The organism is Bacillus sp. BPN334 (assembly GCF_008368885.1).
Taxonomy (GTDB): domain Bacteria; phylum Bacillota; class Bacilli; order Bacillales; family Bacillaceae_G; genus Bacillus_A; species Bacillus_A wiedmannii.
Genome location: NZ_QOZW01000012.1, coordinates 388,265 through 404,787, shown reverse-complemented (window position 1 = coordinate 404,787; position 16,523 = coordinate 388,265). Strand labels below are relative to the sequence as shown.

12 protein-coding genes and 1 pseudogene are annotated in these 16,523 nt (G+C 37.9%); 9 read left to right on the top strand and 4 right to left on the bottom strand.

Translation table 11 applies throughout. From position 1 onward, the window contains the following. Window positions 1-16: 16 nt before the first annotated feature. The 3 genes and pseudogenes from DN393_RS19815 to cls all read right to left on the bottom strand — a co-directional run. A pseudogene (locus DN393_RS19815) lies at window positions 17-2,683 on the bottom strand (DUF4084 domain-containing protein); the annotation flags it as partial. A 139-nt stretch (window positions 2,684-2,822) separates the two neighbouring features. After that, the gene (uvsE, locus tag DN393_RS19810; RefSeq protein WP_098101709.1) at window positions 2,823-3,776 is read right to left on the bottom strand and encodes a UV DNA damage repair endonuclease UvsE; all 954 of its coding nucleotides are present in this window, start codon (window positions 3,774-3,776) and stop codon (window positions 2,823-2,825) included. A 33-nt stretch (window positions 3,777-3,809) separates the two neighbouring features. Beyond that, on the bottom strand, window positions 3,810-5,003 hold the full coding sequence (gene cls / locus DN393_RS19805; protein WP_149173787.1) for a cardiolipin synthase: 1,194 nt from the start codon (window positions 5,001-5,003) through the stop codon (window positions 3,810-3,812). Window positions 5,004-5,403: 400 nt separating this feature from the next. Between cls and DN393_RS19800 the strand changes: the two genes are divergently transcribed. The 8 genes from DN393_RS19800 (at window position 5,404) to pyrG (ending at window position 15,326) form a co-directional block, all read left to right on the top strand. Next, on the top strand, window positions 5,404-7,515 hold the full coding sequence (locus DN393_RS19800; RefSeq protein WP_048542718.1) for a (Fe-S)-binding protein: 2,112 nt from the start codon (window positions 5,404-5,406) through the stop codon (window positions 7,513-7,515). A gap of 9 nt (window positions 7,516-7,524) precedes the next feature. After that, complete coding sequence (locus DN393_RS19795; protein ID WP_098101706.1) at window positions 7,525-8,808, top strand: acetyl-CoA C-acetyltransferase; 1,284 nt, start codon at window positions 7,525-7,527, stop codon at window positions 8,806-8,808. 56 nt (window positions 8,809-8,864) lie between these two features. Continuing rightward, a complete protein-coding gene (locus DN393_RS19790; RefSeq protein WP_149173786.1) occupies window positions 8,865-9,716 on the top strand; it encodes a 3-hydroxybutyryl-CoA dehydrogenase in 852 nt (283 codons plus the stop codon). A gap of 72 nt (window positions 9,717-9,788) precedes the next feature. Further along, complete coding sequence (locus tag DN393_RS19785; protein ID WP_149173785.1) at window positions 9,789-10,919, top strand: acyl-CoA dehydrogenase; 1,131 nt, start codon at window positions 9,789-9,791, stop codon at window positions 10,917-10,919. A gap of 21 nt (window positions 10,920-10,940) precedes the next feature. Continuing rightward, a complete protein-coding gene (gene acdA, locus DN393_RS19780; protein ID WP_000545531.1) occupies window positions 10,941-12,080 on the top strand; it encodes an acyl-CoA dehydrogenase AcdA in 1,140 nt (379 codons plus the stop codon). Between the two features lie 66 nt (window positions 12,081-12,146). Further along, a complete protein-coding gene (locus tag DN393_RS19775; protein WP_000238598.1) occupies window positions 12,147-12,776 on the top strand; it encodes a TetR/AcrR family transcriptional regulator in 630 nt (209 codons plus the stop codon). Between the two features lie 154 nt (window positions 12,777-12,930). Then, the gene (rpoE, locus tag DN393_RS19770) at window positions 12,931-13,461 is read left to right on the top strand and encodes a DNA-directed RNA polymerase subunit delta (protein ID WP_064476095.1); all 531 of its coding nucleotides are present in this window, start codon (window positions 12,931-12,933) and stop codon (window positions 13,459-13,461) included. Window positions 13,462-13,718: 257 nt separating this feature from the next. Further along, a complete protein-coding gene (gene pyrG, locus DN393_RS19765; RefSeq protein ID WP_000170450.1) occupies window positions 13,719-15,326 on the top strand; it encodes a CTP synthase in 1,608 nt (535 codons plus the stop codon). Window positions 15,327-15,357: 31 nt separating this feature from the next. Here the strand turns inward: pyrG and DN393_RS19760 are convergent, their stop codons facing one another. Beyond that, the gene (locus DN393_RS19760) at window positions 15,358-15,882 is read right to left on the bottom strand and encodes a DUF2529 domain-containing protein (RefSeq protein WP_064476097.1); all 525 of its coding nucleotides are present in this window, start codon (window positions 15,880-15,882) and stop codon (window positions 15,358-15,360) included. Window positions 15,883-16,084: 202 nt separating this feature from the next. On the opposite strand from DN393_RS19760, the gene spo0F reads away from it, so the two are divergent. Further along, window positions 16,085-16,453 (top strand): sporulation initiation phosphotransferase Spo0F, encoded by a 369-nt coding sequence (gene spo0F, locus DN393_RS19755; protein ID WP_000398593.1) that lies wholly within the window; start codon window positions 16,085-16,087, stop codon window positions 16,451-16,453. Window positions 16,454-16,523 lie beyond the last annotated feature (70 nt).

Sequence of the window (16,523 nt, the reverse complement as noted above, 5' to 3'; positions counted from 1 at the left end):
AAAACAACCGTCTTACTTAGACGGTTGTTTTTTTGTGGAGTAACATCCAAACGTCTTTACTAGAAACAGGCTTGCTAATAAGGAATCCTTGAATGTGGTCACAGTTTTGTTCATATAAAAACTTCCATTGTTCTTCCGTCTCTACACCTTCTGCAATAACTTCTAAATTTAGTTCTTTAGATAGTGTAATGATGGAGGAGATAATCGCTTCCTCTAAAGGACTATTTGTAATTCCACAAATAAACTCTCGAGCAATTTTTAATGTGTTGATTGGATATTTTGTTAAATAAGCTAAAGAACTATAACCAGTTCCAAAGTCATCGATTGAAATTTGAATACCGAGATTTTGAAGCTGTTCTAGTTTGGAAATGACAGACTGATTTTGATTAATTGCGATACTTTCTGTGATTTCGATATCTAGTGCTTCTGATTTTAGTTCGGTTTCTTCTAACACTTTTGAAATAGTAGGGATTAAATCTGCATGGTTAAATTGAACAACAGATAAATTCACACCAACTTTTAAGTGAGAAAACCCTTGATTATGCCATCTTTTTGCCTCTAAGCAAGCGGTACGTAAAATCCAATTTCCAAGTTCAATAATAAATCCGGTTTCCTCCGCTAGAGGAATGAATTGGGCAGGAGACACGATACCGAGTTTTGGGTGCTTCCAACGAATTAATGCTTCAAAACCGATAATTTGTTTTGTTTTTGTGCTTACTTGTGGCTGATATTCTAGGAAAAATTCATTTTGTTGTAATGCTTTTGTAAGTTCACCTTCTAAGAATTGGATTTCATTTTGGGCGATACTTATTTCTTTTGAGAAGAAAACAAATCTGTTTTTTCCATTTGCTTTCGCGCGATACATAGCCATATCAGCATTTTTCATTAATTCAGTAACATCGGTCCCGTAATCAGGATACATGGCAATTCCGATACTCGGTGTAATAGACAGTTCTTCGTCTTTAATGAAGAATGGTTTGTTTAAAACGGTTAAAATTTGTTCAGCTATAAAAGCCGCACTTTTTTCTGAGTACATATCTGGTAATAGAATTGTAAACTCATCTCCACCTTGGCGAGCAACGATATCTTTTGAACGCAAGCAACCACGTAATCTTTTTGCTACTTCAATTAATAATAGATCTCCGACATCGTGACCAAGTCTATCGTTAATTTTTTTGAATCGATCTAAATCAAGGAACATAACGGCAACATCATTCACGCTAGTTTGAGCTGTATTTAAAATGTTTTTTAAATCTTTTTCAAACTTTCGGCGATTTGGTAATCCAGTCAGTGCATCATGAAAGGCTAAATGTTCTACTTGTTTTTGTTTTTCATATAAAGTTGTAATATCACGTGCTATGCCGAACATCCCAACAACTTCTTTGTTTATGAAAGTAGGGATGAGTGTAACGTGAAGGTAATAGTAATAGCCTTCTTTTTCTTTTGTGCGAACTTCTAAAGTTTGTGGTCTACCTTCTTTTGTTATTTGTAAAGCTTTCTTTAGTAGATCATGGTCTTTTGAGTCAATAAAGTGTAGAAGAGAATAGCTTTCTACTTCACAATAGTAGGCAGTAAATAAGCTTTCACAAGCTGTATTAGATTGTTGGAAAATACCATCCATATTTAAAGAGAAAACGGCATCAGGATGATCTTCGAATAACGATTTATAGCGTTGTTCACTCTTTGATAACGCAGATGCACCCTCTTCTACTTTGCCTTCTAGTTGTGTAGTCAACTGTTCGTATGTATCGATTAGTGCTTGATTATCTTTCCACATGTAAAGTTGTCGTAGGAATAATAAGGTGAGTGATAATACTAGACCGATTAGCATGAACTTATCATCCCAAGGTTGAATAAGAATAAAGGAAAAAGTAATGATTATACTGAAATAGGGTAATATAAAGCGCACATAATCAAATCGATAATACTTTGTTTTCGTTTCATGCTGCATTGGTTTGTCCAAAATGTATAGTATGGAAGATAAACCAATTAATAAAATTGAAGCAGTATGTACTAAATAAGAGACTTCAGAAGAAGTTTTCATCCCCATGTTTAGTTGGAACAGATGTATATACCCGTACACAAGTATGATAGTAAAACCGATAATTAATGAAATTCTGCTAGCAGAATATTGTTCTCGTCTATATAGGCTAATAACGGCGTAAATTACTAATGCTTGTGCAATAAAGTATCCAATTAAAACCCAGTGATCTGTTGTTAACATACGAAAGCTTGAGAGGTCCAAAATAAAAGTTAAGGTAAAATAAATATTCATAATAACAATAAAGATGCTATCGAATGAAAATTGAGCAAGGCCTCTAATAGAATAATGTTTTATGAATTTGATAGCAAACCCAGAAAAGAGCAAAATATATTGTATGATGAAAAAGGGCAATGCCTTATATGAGAATATGACTTGATCATATATAGAAAGTGAATGAAGGAATAAAGTTATTTCCATAGTTAGTCCGCATATGCAAGTGCAGAGTAATAAAACCCAAAATAATTTATCACTACGCTTCATTTTCTTAATAGCTTTATATAAGCAATAGCAAGAAAAGAGTGCAGCAAAACAAAATAAGAAGAGAATTCCAATTTCTTTTATATTCAAGTCCTTAGGGATAAGAAATATCCAAAGGGAAAATATAATTATATACATCGTGACAAAGTGTACATATTTTTTTGATTAATCATATTATGGCTCCGTTTCAATAAAGTTGAATCGCAGGTGGAAAATGCTAATTCCAATCATAGCATATACAATAGGTTGTTTTTTACTATAAAAATTACTTTTTTTGAAAAAAATAGCTCAACATTACAATTTACCATTGTAATGTTGAGCCATTTATTCTTTTTATCCCTCTTATAGAGGATAATTCATGTATGAATTGCAGCATTGCTAAATCTTTTTGTTTACTTTCAATCATAATATCGAAATTATGGTTGATTTTTTTTGCAATGTGTAAGAAAGGCTTAATAAACTCTAAATCAATATATTCAGAGTGAGCCCTAAATTCTTTTTTTGATTTAGGGGAGGAAATGTGAACTTTAGGAGGGACATTTGTATGTGACCAAGTTTCAAAAATTGCAGGGAGTAATACTTCTAGCGGTTCTTCGCAAAGGTTTGCCATGTGATGATGATAATCAAATACGAATGGAATCTTTTCTTTTTGGCAAATCGATAAAGTTTCAGCAGTTGTATATGTTTTATCATCATTTTCAAGCGTCATTTGCTCTTTTATATGTGCAGGAAGTTTTTTTATGTTTTCATGGAAACGTCCAACCGCTTGTTCTTTATTTCCATAGGCACCACCTACATGGATGTTAATATAAGAAGAATCTGCAATTCCTATTGCATCTAATACTTTATAATGATAGGCCATATCTGTAATAGCGTTAGTTGTAATATGTGGCTTGTCGCTTGTAAATAGCGTAAATTGATTTGGATGAAAGCTTACTCGTAAATTGTGTTCTTTAATTAATGCCCCGATTTTACGCCAAAGCGGTGTAAATGCCCCGATATAATCAAACTCGACTTCGGGATGTGTTGCAAGTGGGACGATGGAAGAGGATAAACGATATAACGGAATTTCATGCGCTATATTGTAATGAAGAATACGTATTGTATGCTCAAGGTTTTGCCTCGTAACATCGTACAATTTATCTTCTCGTTCTTGTTTACTGAGCTTTTGAAAGCTTGTAAATGTCATCGTTTTGGCAGGAGAGCAGTCCCAGAGTGCCATTGCATGTGAAACATATCCGAATCGCATAATCATATGTGATACACCTCTTTTTACTCATTATCTTTCCTATAAGAAGAAAGAAAGTATCGTTCCTAGCCATTCTTTCCCTCTATCAATAAGAGAAAGGGGGCTAACATCTTTAAAGGAAAGTAAGGACGCGTTTTCTAAATCTTTATGGAATCTGTTTTTTACTGTTTGTATAAAATGTTTATCATATAAAAGGCAGTTGATTTCATGATTAATATATAAACTTCTCATATCAAAGTTTGCAGTTCCGATATCACAAATATAATCGTCCGCTATAATAACTTTAGCGTGAAAAAACCCTCGTTGAAATGCGTAAATATTACATCCGGCTTGTATTAACTTTCGGCAATATGGAAATTTTGCTTCTCGAACAAGGGAGTGATCAGCTTTTTCTGGAACGAGAATCGTTATTTGAACCCCACGTTTTCGTGCTTTTAATAATGCGTGCATAATTTTTTTCCCAGGAATGAAATATGGTGTACCGATAAAGAGTTCTTGTTTCGCGCTTTCGATTAAATATAAAAAAGTATGTTGCAAATAGGCACCATCAGTAGGGATAAATTGATGTAGAATGGTTCCTGGTTGTTGCTTAGGAAAATAAAGAGATGAATCTAATAAATTTTGATCCGTATCGTCGAGCCAATCATGTAAAAATTGCTTTTGTAAATCCTGTATTCCTTCCCCAGTAAGACGCAAATGATAGTCGCGCCATAATCCTAATTTTTGATTATGTCCTAAATATTCTTCTCCAATATTAAATCCACCAATATAACCAATTTCCCCATCAATAACTGTAATTTTCCTATGGTTTCTTTGATTTGCAGAAAAGAACGGAAAAGGAAATTTCACTTTATGACAAAATGAAAAAGAGACACCGTGTTTTTGTAGGGAACGAATTGCCTCGTTTGATAAATAATGGCTTCCCAATCGATCGAGTAAAAGTCTTACTTCAATTCCTTCCTGTGCCTTATCGATAAGTAACTTTAAAAATTCACGACTGATTTTATCGTTTTTTACAATGAAGAACAAAACGTGTACATGGTGCCTTGCTTGTTGTATATCAGTAAATAAAGCATCATATAAATCTTGCCCGTATGTATAAAGGTGAAAATTACTTTGACGTAAAGGGAAAGTACGAGAGCGCACACGCTTTAAGTGAAGAATCCTCCCATATAAAAGGTCAATTGTGATCCAAAGAGTAACGCATATTAACAAGAGAGATAAGAAGAACATAAGTGGATTCCCTCCTTTGCATTCTTTTCACCTTCATTTTGCTGGTTGCCTGGAAAAGCCCGATTGGTGAAGCTAATAATCAGTAGGGAATAAACAGCTCTCCACTGATTAAAATTTCACTTTATCCGATATTAATGGGAGGTAAGCCACCTACTTAAAAATTAGGCTTACTTAAAGGAATCAGGCGGGAGGAAACAATCCCCTACTGATTAAAGTTTCACTTTATAGTTTCACCGAAATAAACAGCTTTATTAAAAAATATGTTGTTGTATAACAAAAAACTGTTGACTGAATGCTCACTCATTATATAATGAAGATAGGGGAAAAAATTCAGAAAATTATATGTTTTTGAAGATTCTAAAAAAGAAAGAGGGCTTACAAAGAGAGGGGTAGCATAAAAATGAATAGCTTACTGATCATTAATTGGCTGGCTGCCATTGCTGTTATTGCTTATGCGGGATATTTGTTTGTGTATCTTATACGGACGAGGATGGCCTACATACAGTTAGGAAAAAAGATTGAATTTGACCGTCGTTTTAAAGAGCGTTGGGATCTCCTTAAGGTCAATGTTTTCGGTCAGAAAAAGCTGCTGAAAGATAAGAAGAGCGGCATTATTCACGTTATGTTCTTTTACGGATTTATTCTTGTCCAATTTGGAGCAATTGACTTCGTTTGGAAAGGACTCGCACCAGGATCACATCTTCCACTTGGACCACTATACCCTGCATTTACATTCTTCCAGGAAATTGTCACACTTGTTATTTTAATTGCAGTCTTTTGGGCTTTTCATAGACGTTATGTTGAGAAGCTAGTTCGTTTAAAACGTAATTTCAAATCAGGCCTTGTTCTTATCTTTATTGGTGGCTTAATGATTTCTGTGCTACTCGGTAATGGGATGGGAATTATATGGCACGGCGAGGAGCTTTCATGGAGTGAACCAATTGCTTCTGCAATCGCTTACGTTTTCTCGGGAATAAATGAAACCGCAGCCATTTCTGTGTTCTATTTCTCTTGGTGGGTGCATCTACTAATTTTGTTAACGTTTTTAGTGTATGTTCCACAATCAAAACACGCGCATTTAATTGCGGGACCAGTTAACGTTTTCTTCGGTCGTCTTTCAAATCCAGGGAAACTTGAAAAGATTGACTTTGAAGATGAAACGCAAGAAACATTTGGTGTTGGTAAAATCGAAGACTTTAGACAAAATCAGCTTATTGATTTATACGCTTGCGTAGAGTGTGGTCGCTGTACAAATATGTGCCCGGCAACAGGGACAGGGAAAATGTTATCGCCGATGGATTTAATTTTAAAACTTCGTGATCATTTAACTGATAAAGGAGCAGCAGTGACATCAAAAGCACCGTGGGTTCCAGTAGTTGCCTTTAATAATACACAAGGAAATCAGTTAGCGATGATGGCAGCTGGGAAAGGGCAACAAGAATCAGCAGCTACAACGCTTGCTTACGATCCGAGTTTAATCGGAGATGTTATTACAGAGGAAGAGATTTGGGCTTGTACAACGTGCCGTAACTGTGAAGATCAGTGTCCGGTTATGAATGAGCATGTTGACAAAATTATTGATTTACGCCGCTATCTCGTTTTAACAGAAGGAAAGATGGACGCGGAAGCGCAGCGTGCGATGACAAACATCGAGCGTCAAGGGAATCCGTGGGGACTGAACCGTAAAGAGCGTGAAACTTGGCGCCAAGGTGATGATGAAGTAACAGTTCCAACTGTAAAAGAAAAATCGAAAGCTGGCGAGGAGTTCGAATATTTATTCTGGGTTGGTTCAATGGGATCATATGATAATCGTAGTCAGAAGATTGCGATATCGTTTGCGAAGTTAATGAACGAAGCAGGCATTTCATTCGCGATACTTGGTAATAAAGAAAAGAATTCTGGAGATACACCGCGACGTCTTGGAAATGAATTTGTCTTCCAAGAGATGGCGACAAAGAATATCGAGGAATTTGAAAAAGCAGGAGTGAAGAAAATCGTTACGATTGATCCTCACGCTTATAACACATTTAAAAATGAGTATCCAGACTTTGGTTTGCAAGCAGAAGTCTATCATCATACAGAATTGTTAGCTCAGTGGGTGAAAGAAGGACGCTTAAAACCTGTTCACGCTATTGAGGAAACAGTTACGTACCATGATTCCTGTTACTTAGGAAGATACAACGAAGTATACGAAGCGCCACGCGATATTTTGAAAGCAATTCCTGGTGTGAATCTTGTAGAAATGGCACGTAACCGTGAAACCGGAATGTGCTGTGGCGCAGGTGGTGGCTTAATGTGGATGGAAGAGACAGCAGGTTCACGTATTAACGTTGCTCGTACAGAACAAGCACTAGCTGTAGAGCCATCTATTATCGGTACAGGTTGTCCATATTGCTTAACGATGATTAGCGATGGGACGAAAGCGAAAGAAGTAGAAGAGAAGGTTCAAACTCTTGATGTAACAGAGATTTTAGAACGCTCTGTTATCGGACAGAAGAAAGAAGCGATGTAATCTGCAAGCATGAATACAACTTTAGAGAGAGGTGCAATCATTGCACCTCTTCTCAACGTAAGAACACCGAGCGAGCGCTCGGTCCTAAAAAAAGAGATGGGGGAAATAAATATGAGTAAAACAGTTATTTTAAGTGCTGCAAGAACACCGGTTGGGAAATTTGGAGGATCTTTAAAAGACGTGAAGGCAACAGAACTTGGGGGAATTGCAATTAAAGCAGCGCTTGAGAGAGCAAATGTTCCTGCTAGTGATGTTGAGGAAGTTATATTTGGAACAGTTATTCAAGGGGGACAGGGACAAATTCCATCGCGCCAAGCTGCGAGGGCTGCTGGAATCCCTTGGGAAGTACAGACGGAAACAGTGAATAAAGTTTGTGCATCAGGGCTTCGTGCGGTTACGTTAGCGGATCAAATTATTCGTACTGGCGATCAATCACTAATTGTAGCTGGCGGTATGGAGTCGATGAGTAACAGTCCTTACATTTTACGAGGTGCAAGATGGGGATACAGAATGGGTAACAACGAAATCATCGATTTAAACGTTGCTGACGGTTTAACATGCGCATTTTCAGGTATACACATGGGTGTTTATGGCGGAGAGGTTGCGAAGGAAGATGGAATCTCTCGTGAAGCGCAAGATGAATGGGCATATCGTAGCCATCAGCGTGCGGTTTCAGCGCATAAAGAAGGACGTTTTGAAGAGGAAATCGTGCCAGTAACGATTCCGCAAAGAAAAGGCGATCCTATCGTCGTTGCAAAAGATGAGGCGCCACGCGCGGATACAACGATTGAAAAATTAGCGAAATTAAAACCTGTATTTGATAAGACGTCGGCAGTGACAGCGGGTAATGCTCCTGGACTAAATGATGGCGGTGCAGCGCTCGTATTAATGAGCGAAGACAGAGCGAAGCAAGAAGGAAGAAAGCCATTAGCGACAATTTTGGCACATACAGCAATTGCAGTGGAGTCTAAAGATTTCCCAAGAACGCCAGGTTATGCAATTAAAGAATTGTTGAAAAAAACAGGAAAGACAATTGAAGATATCGATTTATTCGAGATTAATGAAGCGTTTGCAGCGGTAGCAATTGCAAGTACAGAGATTGCAGGAATTGACCCAGACAAATTGAATGTAAATGGCGGCGCTGTAGCGATGGGACATCCAATTGGAGCAAGTGGAGCGCGTATTATCGTTACACTTATCCACGCACTGAAGCAGCGCGGCGGCGGAATTGGAATTGCTTCTATTTGTAGCGGTGGCGGTCAAGGTGACGCAATTATGATTGAAGTTCGTTAATTTACGTGTAGGTGATTTTTGATTTATTAACAATTTATATTAAGGGGGAAGAAAGAATGGGTGTACAAAAAATAGTTGTAATTGGTGCAGGACAAATGGGTTCGGGAATCGCACAAGTATGTGCAATGGCAGGATATGATGTGAAGGTACAAGATTTAAAACAAGAGCAATTAGACAGAGGATTGGCTATTATTACGAAAAACTTAGCGCGCCAAGTAGAAAAAGGACGCATGAAGGAAGAAGAGAAGGAAGCGACGTTAAATCGCCTTACAGTAACGCTTGATTTAGATTGTGTGAAGGAAGCGGATCTTGTTATTGAAGCGGCTGTTGAGAAAATGGACATTAAAAAGAAAATTTTCGCGAATCTAGATGAAATCGCTCCAGAACACGCAATTTTAGCGACGAATACGTCCTCTCTACCAATTACTGAAATTGCAGCAGTAACGAAACGTCCAGAGAAAGTAATTGGTATGCACTTTATGAATCCCGTTCCGGTTATGAAGCTTGTTGAGATTATTCGTGGTTTGGCTACAGGTGATGAGGTGTACGAAACAATTGAAGATATTACGAAAAAAATCGGGAAAGTGCCAGTTGAAGTAAATGATTTCCCAGGATTTGTATCGAACCGTATTTTATTACCGATGATTAACGAAGCGATCTATACGTTATATGAAGGTGTAGCGACGAAAGAAGCGATTGATGAAGTAATGAAACTAGGTATGAATCATCCGATGGGACCACTTACATTAGCTGATTTTATCGGTTTAGATACATGTTTATACATTATGGAAGTGTTGCATGAAGGATTAGGAGATAGTAAATATCGCCCATGTCCATTATTACGCAAGTATGTGAACGCAGGATGGTTAGGACGTAAAACAGGCCGTGGTTTCTACGTTTACGAATAAAGTCCTCCTTTTATTAAAATAGTGGTCTTACCAAATTATTAAAAAGATATATAGCAAACGGAGGCGGAGTACATGAATTTTCATTTTACCGAAGAGCAACAAATGATGAGGAAAATGGTTCGAGATTTTGCGCAGAAGGAAATAGCTCCCTTTGTTCCTAGTATGGAACAAGGGGTGTTCCCTAAAGAGATTTTGCAGAAGATGGGTGAGCTTGGACTAATGGGTATTCCAGCGCCTGCAAAATATGGCGGGGCAGAAATGGATTTTATTTCTTACATTTTAGCAATTGAGGAAATTTCAAAGGTAAGTGCAACTGTTGGTGTAATTTTGGCTGTACATACGTCAGTTGGAATGAACCCGATTTTATATTTTGGAACAGAAGAACAGAAGCAGAAATATGTTTCTAAACTTGCGACTGGTGAATATTTAGGTGCATTTGCATTAACAGAACCAAATGCAGGATCAGATGCAGGGAGTTTGAAATCAAGAGCTGTAAAGAAAGGCGATCACTACATTATTAATGGATCGAAAGTATTTATTACAAATGGCGGTGAAGCAAGTACATACATTGTATTCGCTTCTACAAATCCAGAGGCAGGAAAAAGTGGGATTTCTGCATTTATAGTAGAGAAAGATACACCGGGCTTAATTATCGGCAAAGATGAGCATAAAATGGGACTTCTTGGTTCTCGCACGGTACAACTTACGTTTGAAGATATGAAAGTGCCAGCCGAGAATTTACTTTGTGAAGAAGGACAAGGATTTAAGGTGGCAATGGCGAATTTAGATGTTGGACGAATTGGAATCGGAGCGCAGGCATTAGGAATCGCGGAAGCGGCGCTTGCATGTGCGATTGATTATGCGAAAGAGCGTGAGCAATTCGGCAAGCCAATTGCGGCGCAGCAAGGAATCGGATTCAAACTTGCAGATATGGCGACTAGCGTAGAAGCAGCACGACTACTTGTATACAGAGCAGCATCGCTAAGGGCGCAAGGATTACCATGCGGTAAAGAAGCTTCTATTGCGAAATTATTCGCTTCTAAGACGGCTGTTGAAGTTGCGATTGAAGCGGTGCAAGTATTTGGCGGTTACGGTTATACGAAAGACTATCCGGTAGAACGATTTTTCCGTGATGCGAAAATCACGCAAATATATGAAGGAACGAGTGAGATACAGAAACTTGTTATTAGTCGAGCTTTATAAAAGGATAAGGGGGAGACGGGAATGCATTTTAAACTATCAGAAGAACATGAAATGATAAGAAAAATGGTTCGGGATTTTGCTAAGAACGAAGTAGCACCGACGGCAGCTGAGCGTGATGAAGAAGAGAGATTTGATCGTGCACTATTTGATCAAATGGCAGAGCTTGGTTTAACCGGCATTCCGTGGCCTGAAGAATACGGCGGAATTGGAAGCGATTACTTAGCGTATGTAATTGCTATCGAAGAATTATCTCGTGTTTGTGCTTCAACAGGTGTAACGCTGTCTGCACACACTTCACTTGCTGGTTGGCCAATTTTTAAATTTGGAACGGAAGAACAAAAGCAAAAGTTTTTACGACCGATGGCAGAAGGAACGAAAATTGGCGCATACGGTTTAACGGAACCAAGTTCTGGTTCAGATGCGGGCGGAATGAGGACAACTGCGAAACGAGATGGAGACCATTACATTTTAAATGGATCGAAAATCTTTATTACAAATGGCGGTATTGCTGATATTTATGTTGTTTTTGCGTTAACTGATCCCGAATCGAAGCAGCGTGGTACGAGCGCGTTTATTGTGGAAAGTGATACACCAGGATTTTCAGTTGGGAAGAAGGAAAGCAAGTTAGGGATTCGCTCTTCACCAACAACTGAAATTATGTTCGAAGATTGCCGTATTCCTGTAGAGAACCTACTCGGGGAAGAGGGCCAAGGATTTAAAGTTGCGATGCAAACATTAGATGGCGGCCGTAATGGTATTGCCGCGCAAGCAGTCGGTATTGCGCAAGGGGCTTTAGATGCTTCTGTAGAATATGCAAGAGAGCGTCATCAGTTTGGGAAACCTATTGCGGCGCAGCAAGGAATTGGCTTTAAACTTGCAGATATGGCAACGGATGTGGAGGCGGCGCGTCTTCTAACATACCAAGCGGCTTGGCTTGAATCGGAAGGGCTTCCGTATGGGAAAGAGTCAGCGATGTCAAAGGTATTTGCAGGCGATACAGCGATGAAGGTGACGACTGAAGCGGTACAAGTATTTGGTGGTTACGGTTATACGAAAGATTATCCCGTAGAGCGTTATATGCGCGATGCAAAGATTACACAAATATATGAGGGAACACAAGAGATTCAAAGGCTTGTAATTTCTCGTATGTTAACGAAGTAGGAATGAAAGCGTAGGTATTTTCCTACGCTTTTTCCTTCCAAAAAATAATAGGGAGAGGTGAAGGGGATGGTTAAACATAATGTACATGCGTCCGTGAAAGATGAAAAATTAGTTGCGTTAAGACGTGAACAAATGATTAAAGGTGCGGTGCAATTGTTTAAGCAAAAAGGGTTCCCGCGTACAACAACGAGAGAGATTGCGAAGGCGGCTGGGTTTAGTATTGGAACACTTTATGAGTACATTCGTACAAAAGATGATGTTTTATATTTAGTTTGTGATAGTATTTATGAACATGTAAAAGAAAGATTAGAGGAAGTAGTGTGTACAGAGAAGGGAAGTATAGAAAGCTTAAAGATAGCGATAACGAATTATTTTAAAGTGATGGATGAATTGCAAGAAGAAGTATTAATTATGTATCAAGAGGTACGTTTTTTACCGAAAGAATCACTCCCATATGTATTAGAAAAAGAGTTTCAAATGGTCGGGATGTTTGAGAATATTTTAGAGCAGTGTACAGAAAATGGGACATTTACATTAAATAAAAAAGAGATACAGCTTCTTGCACATAACATTTTCATACAAGGACAAATGTGGGGATTTAGACGTTGGGCCCTGCAAAAACTGTATACGCTTGAAGAATATACAGAAATGCAAATTAGGTATGTACTGCAAGGAGCGCATATGTTTCCGAAATAAGGAATAGACAAATTATAATTTTATTACCATATTAAAGTTTCCCGTTTTTTTTGTAGCATATTTGTGCGACTTTTGTTTATAATGAATAGTATGGATTTTTTTAAGCAGACCGTTATATATAAGGTTATATTTGAAGAAAGGAAGTGCCGCATAAGTGAATTTTAAGCAATATTCACCAGAAGAGCTAAAAGAATGTTCAATGATTGAAGTTGTACATAGCGTTTTAGGGGATAAAAGACAAGCAACGACATTCAACGAGTTGGTTCGAGAAATCGCTCAAGTGCTGGGACTATCTCAAGAGCAAGTTAATGCGAAACTCGCACAATTTTATACAGATTTAAACATCGATGGACGTTTCATTAATTTAGGAGAAAATCGTTGGGGGCTACGTAGCTGGTACCCATATGAGCAAATTGATGAAGAAATCTTACCTCAGCCAAAACCGAAGAAGAAACGTAAAGTTGAAGAGGACGGTTTTGACGACTACATCGAAGAAGATGAAGACTTCGAAGATGCAGACGCAAATGAAGAAGAGGTAGAAGATTTGGACAAGGTTCTTGAAGAAGAAGACGGAGATGACGATGATCTTGATGATTTAGATGAAGATGATGACGATGACTTCGCCGAAGAAGAACTTGAGTACGATGAAGCTGAAGCTGAAGAAGAAGAAGAGGAAGAACTGTAGTTCTTGACTTTTCATTATCGTCCATGTAGAATCATTTTTGGGCTCTTTAAAAAAGGACGATAATACTTTTAAAGTGTAAATATAAAAGAAAATTGCTCCCTACTTATTACTTTATGTGATGAGGGGAGCAATTTTCTTTTTTGTTTTTTGTTTAGAAAATAAAAAGAGTCTAACAATAAGATGGATACAGTGTTATCTACATACGTTGCGCTTTGCAACGGTGATTATATAACAGCAAAATAGGAGGGAGCTTTTTCATGACTAAGTATATTTTTGTAACAGGCGGTGTAGTATCGTCTTTAGGAAAAGGTATTACAGCAGCATCTCTTGGAAGACTTTTAAAAAATCGTGGTTTAAACGTAACGATTCAAAAGTTTGATCCATACATTAACGTAGACCCAGGGACTATGAGCCCATACCAACACGGTGAGGTATTCGTAACAGATGATGGTGCAGAAACTGATTTAGACCTTGGTCACTATGAGCGTTTCATCGACATCAACTTAAACAAATACAGCAACGTAACAACAGGTAAAATTTACTCTTCAGTTCTTCAAAAAGAGCGTCGTGGTGAATACCTAGGAGGAACAGTTCAAGTTATTCCTCACATTACTAACGAAATTAAAGAGCGTGTATATCGTTCTGGTCGCGAAACAAACGCGGACGTTGTTATTACAGAAATTGGTGGAACTGTTGGTGACATCGAGTCTCTACCATTCTTAGAAGCAATCCGTCAAATTAAGAGCGACATCGGTCGTGACAATGTAATGTACATTCACTGTACGTTAATCCCGTATTTAAAAGCAGCGGGTGAAATGAAAACAAAACCAACGCAACATAGCGTTAAAGAGCTTCGCAGCTTAGGTATTCAACCAAATATTATCGTTGTTCGTACAGAATTGCCTGTTTCTCAAGATATGAAAGACAAGCTTGCATTATTCTGTGACATTGATACAAAAGCAGTTATCGAAGCACGTGATGCAGATACTTTATATGCGGTTCCATTATCTCTTCAAGAGCAAAATATGGACCAAATCGTTTGCGATCACTTGAAATTAGACAATCCAGCTGCAGATATGACAGAGTGGACTGCGCTAGTTAATAAAGTACGTAACCTTTCTAAGAAAACAAAAATCGCTCTTGTTGGTAAATACGTAGAGCTTCAAGATGCATACATTTCTGTTGTAGAAGCACTTCGTCATGCGGGTTATTCATTCGACACAGATGTAGAAGTGAAATGGGTAAACGCTGAGCACGTAACACCAGAGAACGTACAAGAATTAGTTGGTGACACAGATGGTATCCTTGTACCTGGTGGATTCGGCGATCGTGGTGTAGAAGGTAAAATCGTTGCAATTCAATATGCTCGTGAAAACAAAGTTCCATTCTTAGGAATTTGCCTAGGTATGCAACTTGCATCAATCGAATTCGCACGTAACGTATTAGGATTAGAAGGAGCTAACTCTTCTGAAATTAATCCTGACACACCTTATGCAATCATTGACTTATTACCAGAACAAAAAGATGTAGAAGACTTAGGTGGCACACTTCGTCTTGGTCTATATCCATGTAAGCTTGCTGAAGAAACAAATGCTTACAATGCTTACAACGAGCCGGTTGTATATGAGCGTCATCGTCATCGTTATGAGTTCAACAATCAATTCCGTCCGGATATGGAAAAAGCAGGATTTGTATTCTCTGGTACAAGCCCAGACGGTCGTCTAGTTGAAATCATTGAATTAAAAGACCACCCTTGGTTCGTGGCAGCACAGTTCCATCCAGAACTTGTATCTCGTCCAAACCGTCCACAACCATTGTTCCATGACTTCGTAAGTGCTTCTATTACGAATAAAGAGAGCAAGTAATAAAAAAAGCGCCTGAAATAGGGCGCTTTTTTTAATATTCATTTAACATTTCATCGATTGTAAATTTGATCCCGTGATATGCAAATAAAGCTACCATTAAACTTGGGAATCCGTAGCGATTGCCTTCATCGTCTGGAATAAGACCTTTTAACAGCTTTGTATCAATATGTACATCTGTATATTGTTCTAGTGATTCAGTACCTTCTTGAATAGCAGAGATGCCGACAATAGAGTGTCCATCAGCTTGAAGTTTTTTTGCCATTGCTACAACTTCTTCATCTGTTGAAAAACGGCTAATAAGAAGTACACGATCTGCAGAAGTTACTTCTACTTCTTTACCATTTTCAAATAATCGTTTTGCTTGCTTCATTGGTTCAGCACCGAATAATGCTTCAGCGACAACGCCCTCCATTTCATTTGTACCATGTAAATAAATGAAACCGTCGCCAACTAATGCTTGAGCAAGTAGACGGGCACTATCTTCTATATTCATTTCTTCTTTTTGAGAAACCCTGGAGAAATAACCACTTAATTGAGTTGAAAAAATTTTTAACATAATGTTACTCCCTTTCGTACGTGTTTATCGGCTTTCATTATAGTTTATTTTTTTAGAAAGGTGAAATCGAAGGGTAGCATAACAAAATAGGAAACGGTAAAATAAGAAAGAATAGGAAGGGATTTGCCAAAGAATAGCGAAAATTAATCGTTAAGATATAAGAAGCTTTAAATCTTGTATTTACACAGAAAGGTTGGGAGTTATGGAAGGTAAAATTTTAATTGTTGATGATCAATATGGCATTCGTGTGTTATTACATGAAGTGTTCCAAAAAGAAGGTTATCAGACATTCCAAGCAGCGAATGGATTTCAAGCTTTAGATATCGTGAAAAAAGATAATCCAGATTTAGTAGTGTTAGATATGAAAATTCCAGGTATGGATGGTATAGAGATTTTAAAACATGTAAAGGAAATTGATGAGAGTATTAAAGTAATTTTAATGACTGCTTATGGAGAGCTTGATATGATCCAAGAAGCGAAAGATTTAGGAGCTTTAATGCACTTTGCTAAACCGTTTGATATTGATGAGATTCGTCAAGCGGTGAGAGAACAGCTTGCTGTAGAGGCGTAAAAAATGAATTTTTTATAAAAAATATGGAAAAAAGCGTTTACATGGACTATTGAGCAGGTGAATACGGTTG

Bases quoted from the DNA above. Each gene is read 5' to 3' on its own strand.
- DN393_RS19775 (WP_000238598.1), top strand. From the start codon at position 12,147: ATGGTTAAACATAATGTACATGCGTCCGTGAAAGATGAAAAATTAGTT.
- spo0F (WP_000398593.1), top strand. From the start codon at position 16,085: ATGGAAGGTAAAATTTTAATTGTTGATGATCAATATGGCATTCGTGTG.
- DN393_RS19800 (WP_048542718.1), top strand. From the start codon at position 5,404: ATGAATAGCTTACTGATCATTAATTGGCTGGCTGCCATTGCTGTTATT.
- DN393_RS19790 (WP_149173786.1), top strand. From the start codon at position 8,865: ATGGGTGTACAAAAAATAGTTGTAATTGGTGCAGGACAAATGGGTTCG.
- cls (WP_149173787.1), bottom strand. From the start codon at position 5,003: ATGTTCTTCTTATCTCTCTTGTTAATATGCGTTACTCTTTGGATCACA.
- DN393_RS19785 (WP_149173785.1), top strand. From the start codon at position 9,789: ATGAATTTTCATTTTACCGAAGAGCAACAAATGATGAGGAAAATGGTT.
- pyrG (WP_000170450.1), top strand. From the start codon at position 13,719: ATGACTAAGTATATTTTTGTAACAGGCGGTGTAGTATCGTCTTTAGGA.
- acdA (WP_000545531.1), top strand. From the start codon at position 10,941: ATGCATTTTAAACTATCAGAAGAACATGAAATGATAAGAAAAATGGTT.
- DN393_RS19760 (WP_064476097.1), bottom strand. From the start codon at position 15,882: ATGTTAAAAATTTTTTCAACTCAATTAAGTGGTTATTTCTCCAGGGTT.
- DN393_RS19795 (WP_098101706.1), top strand. From the start codon at position 7,525: ATGAATACAACTTTAGAGAGAGGTGCAATCATTGCACCTCTTCTCAAC.
- uvsE (WP_098101709.1), bottom strand. From the start codon at position 3,776: ATGATTATGCGATTCGGATATGTTTCACATGCAATGGCACTCTGGGAC.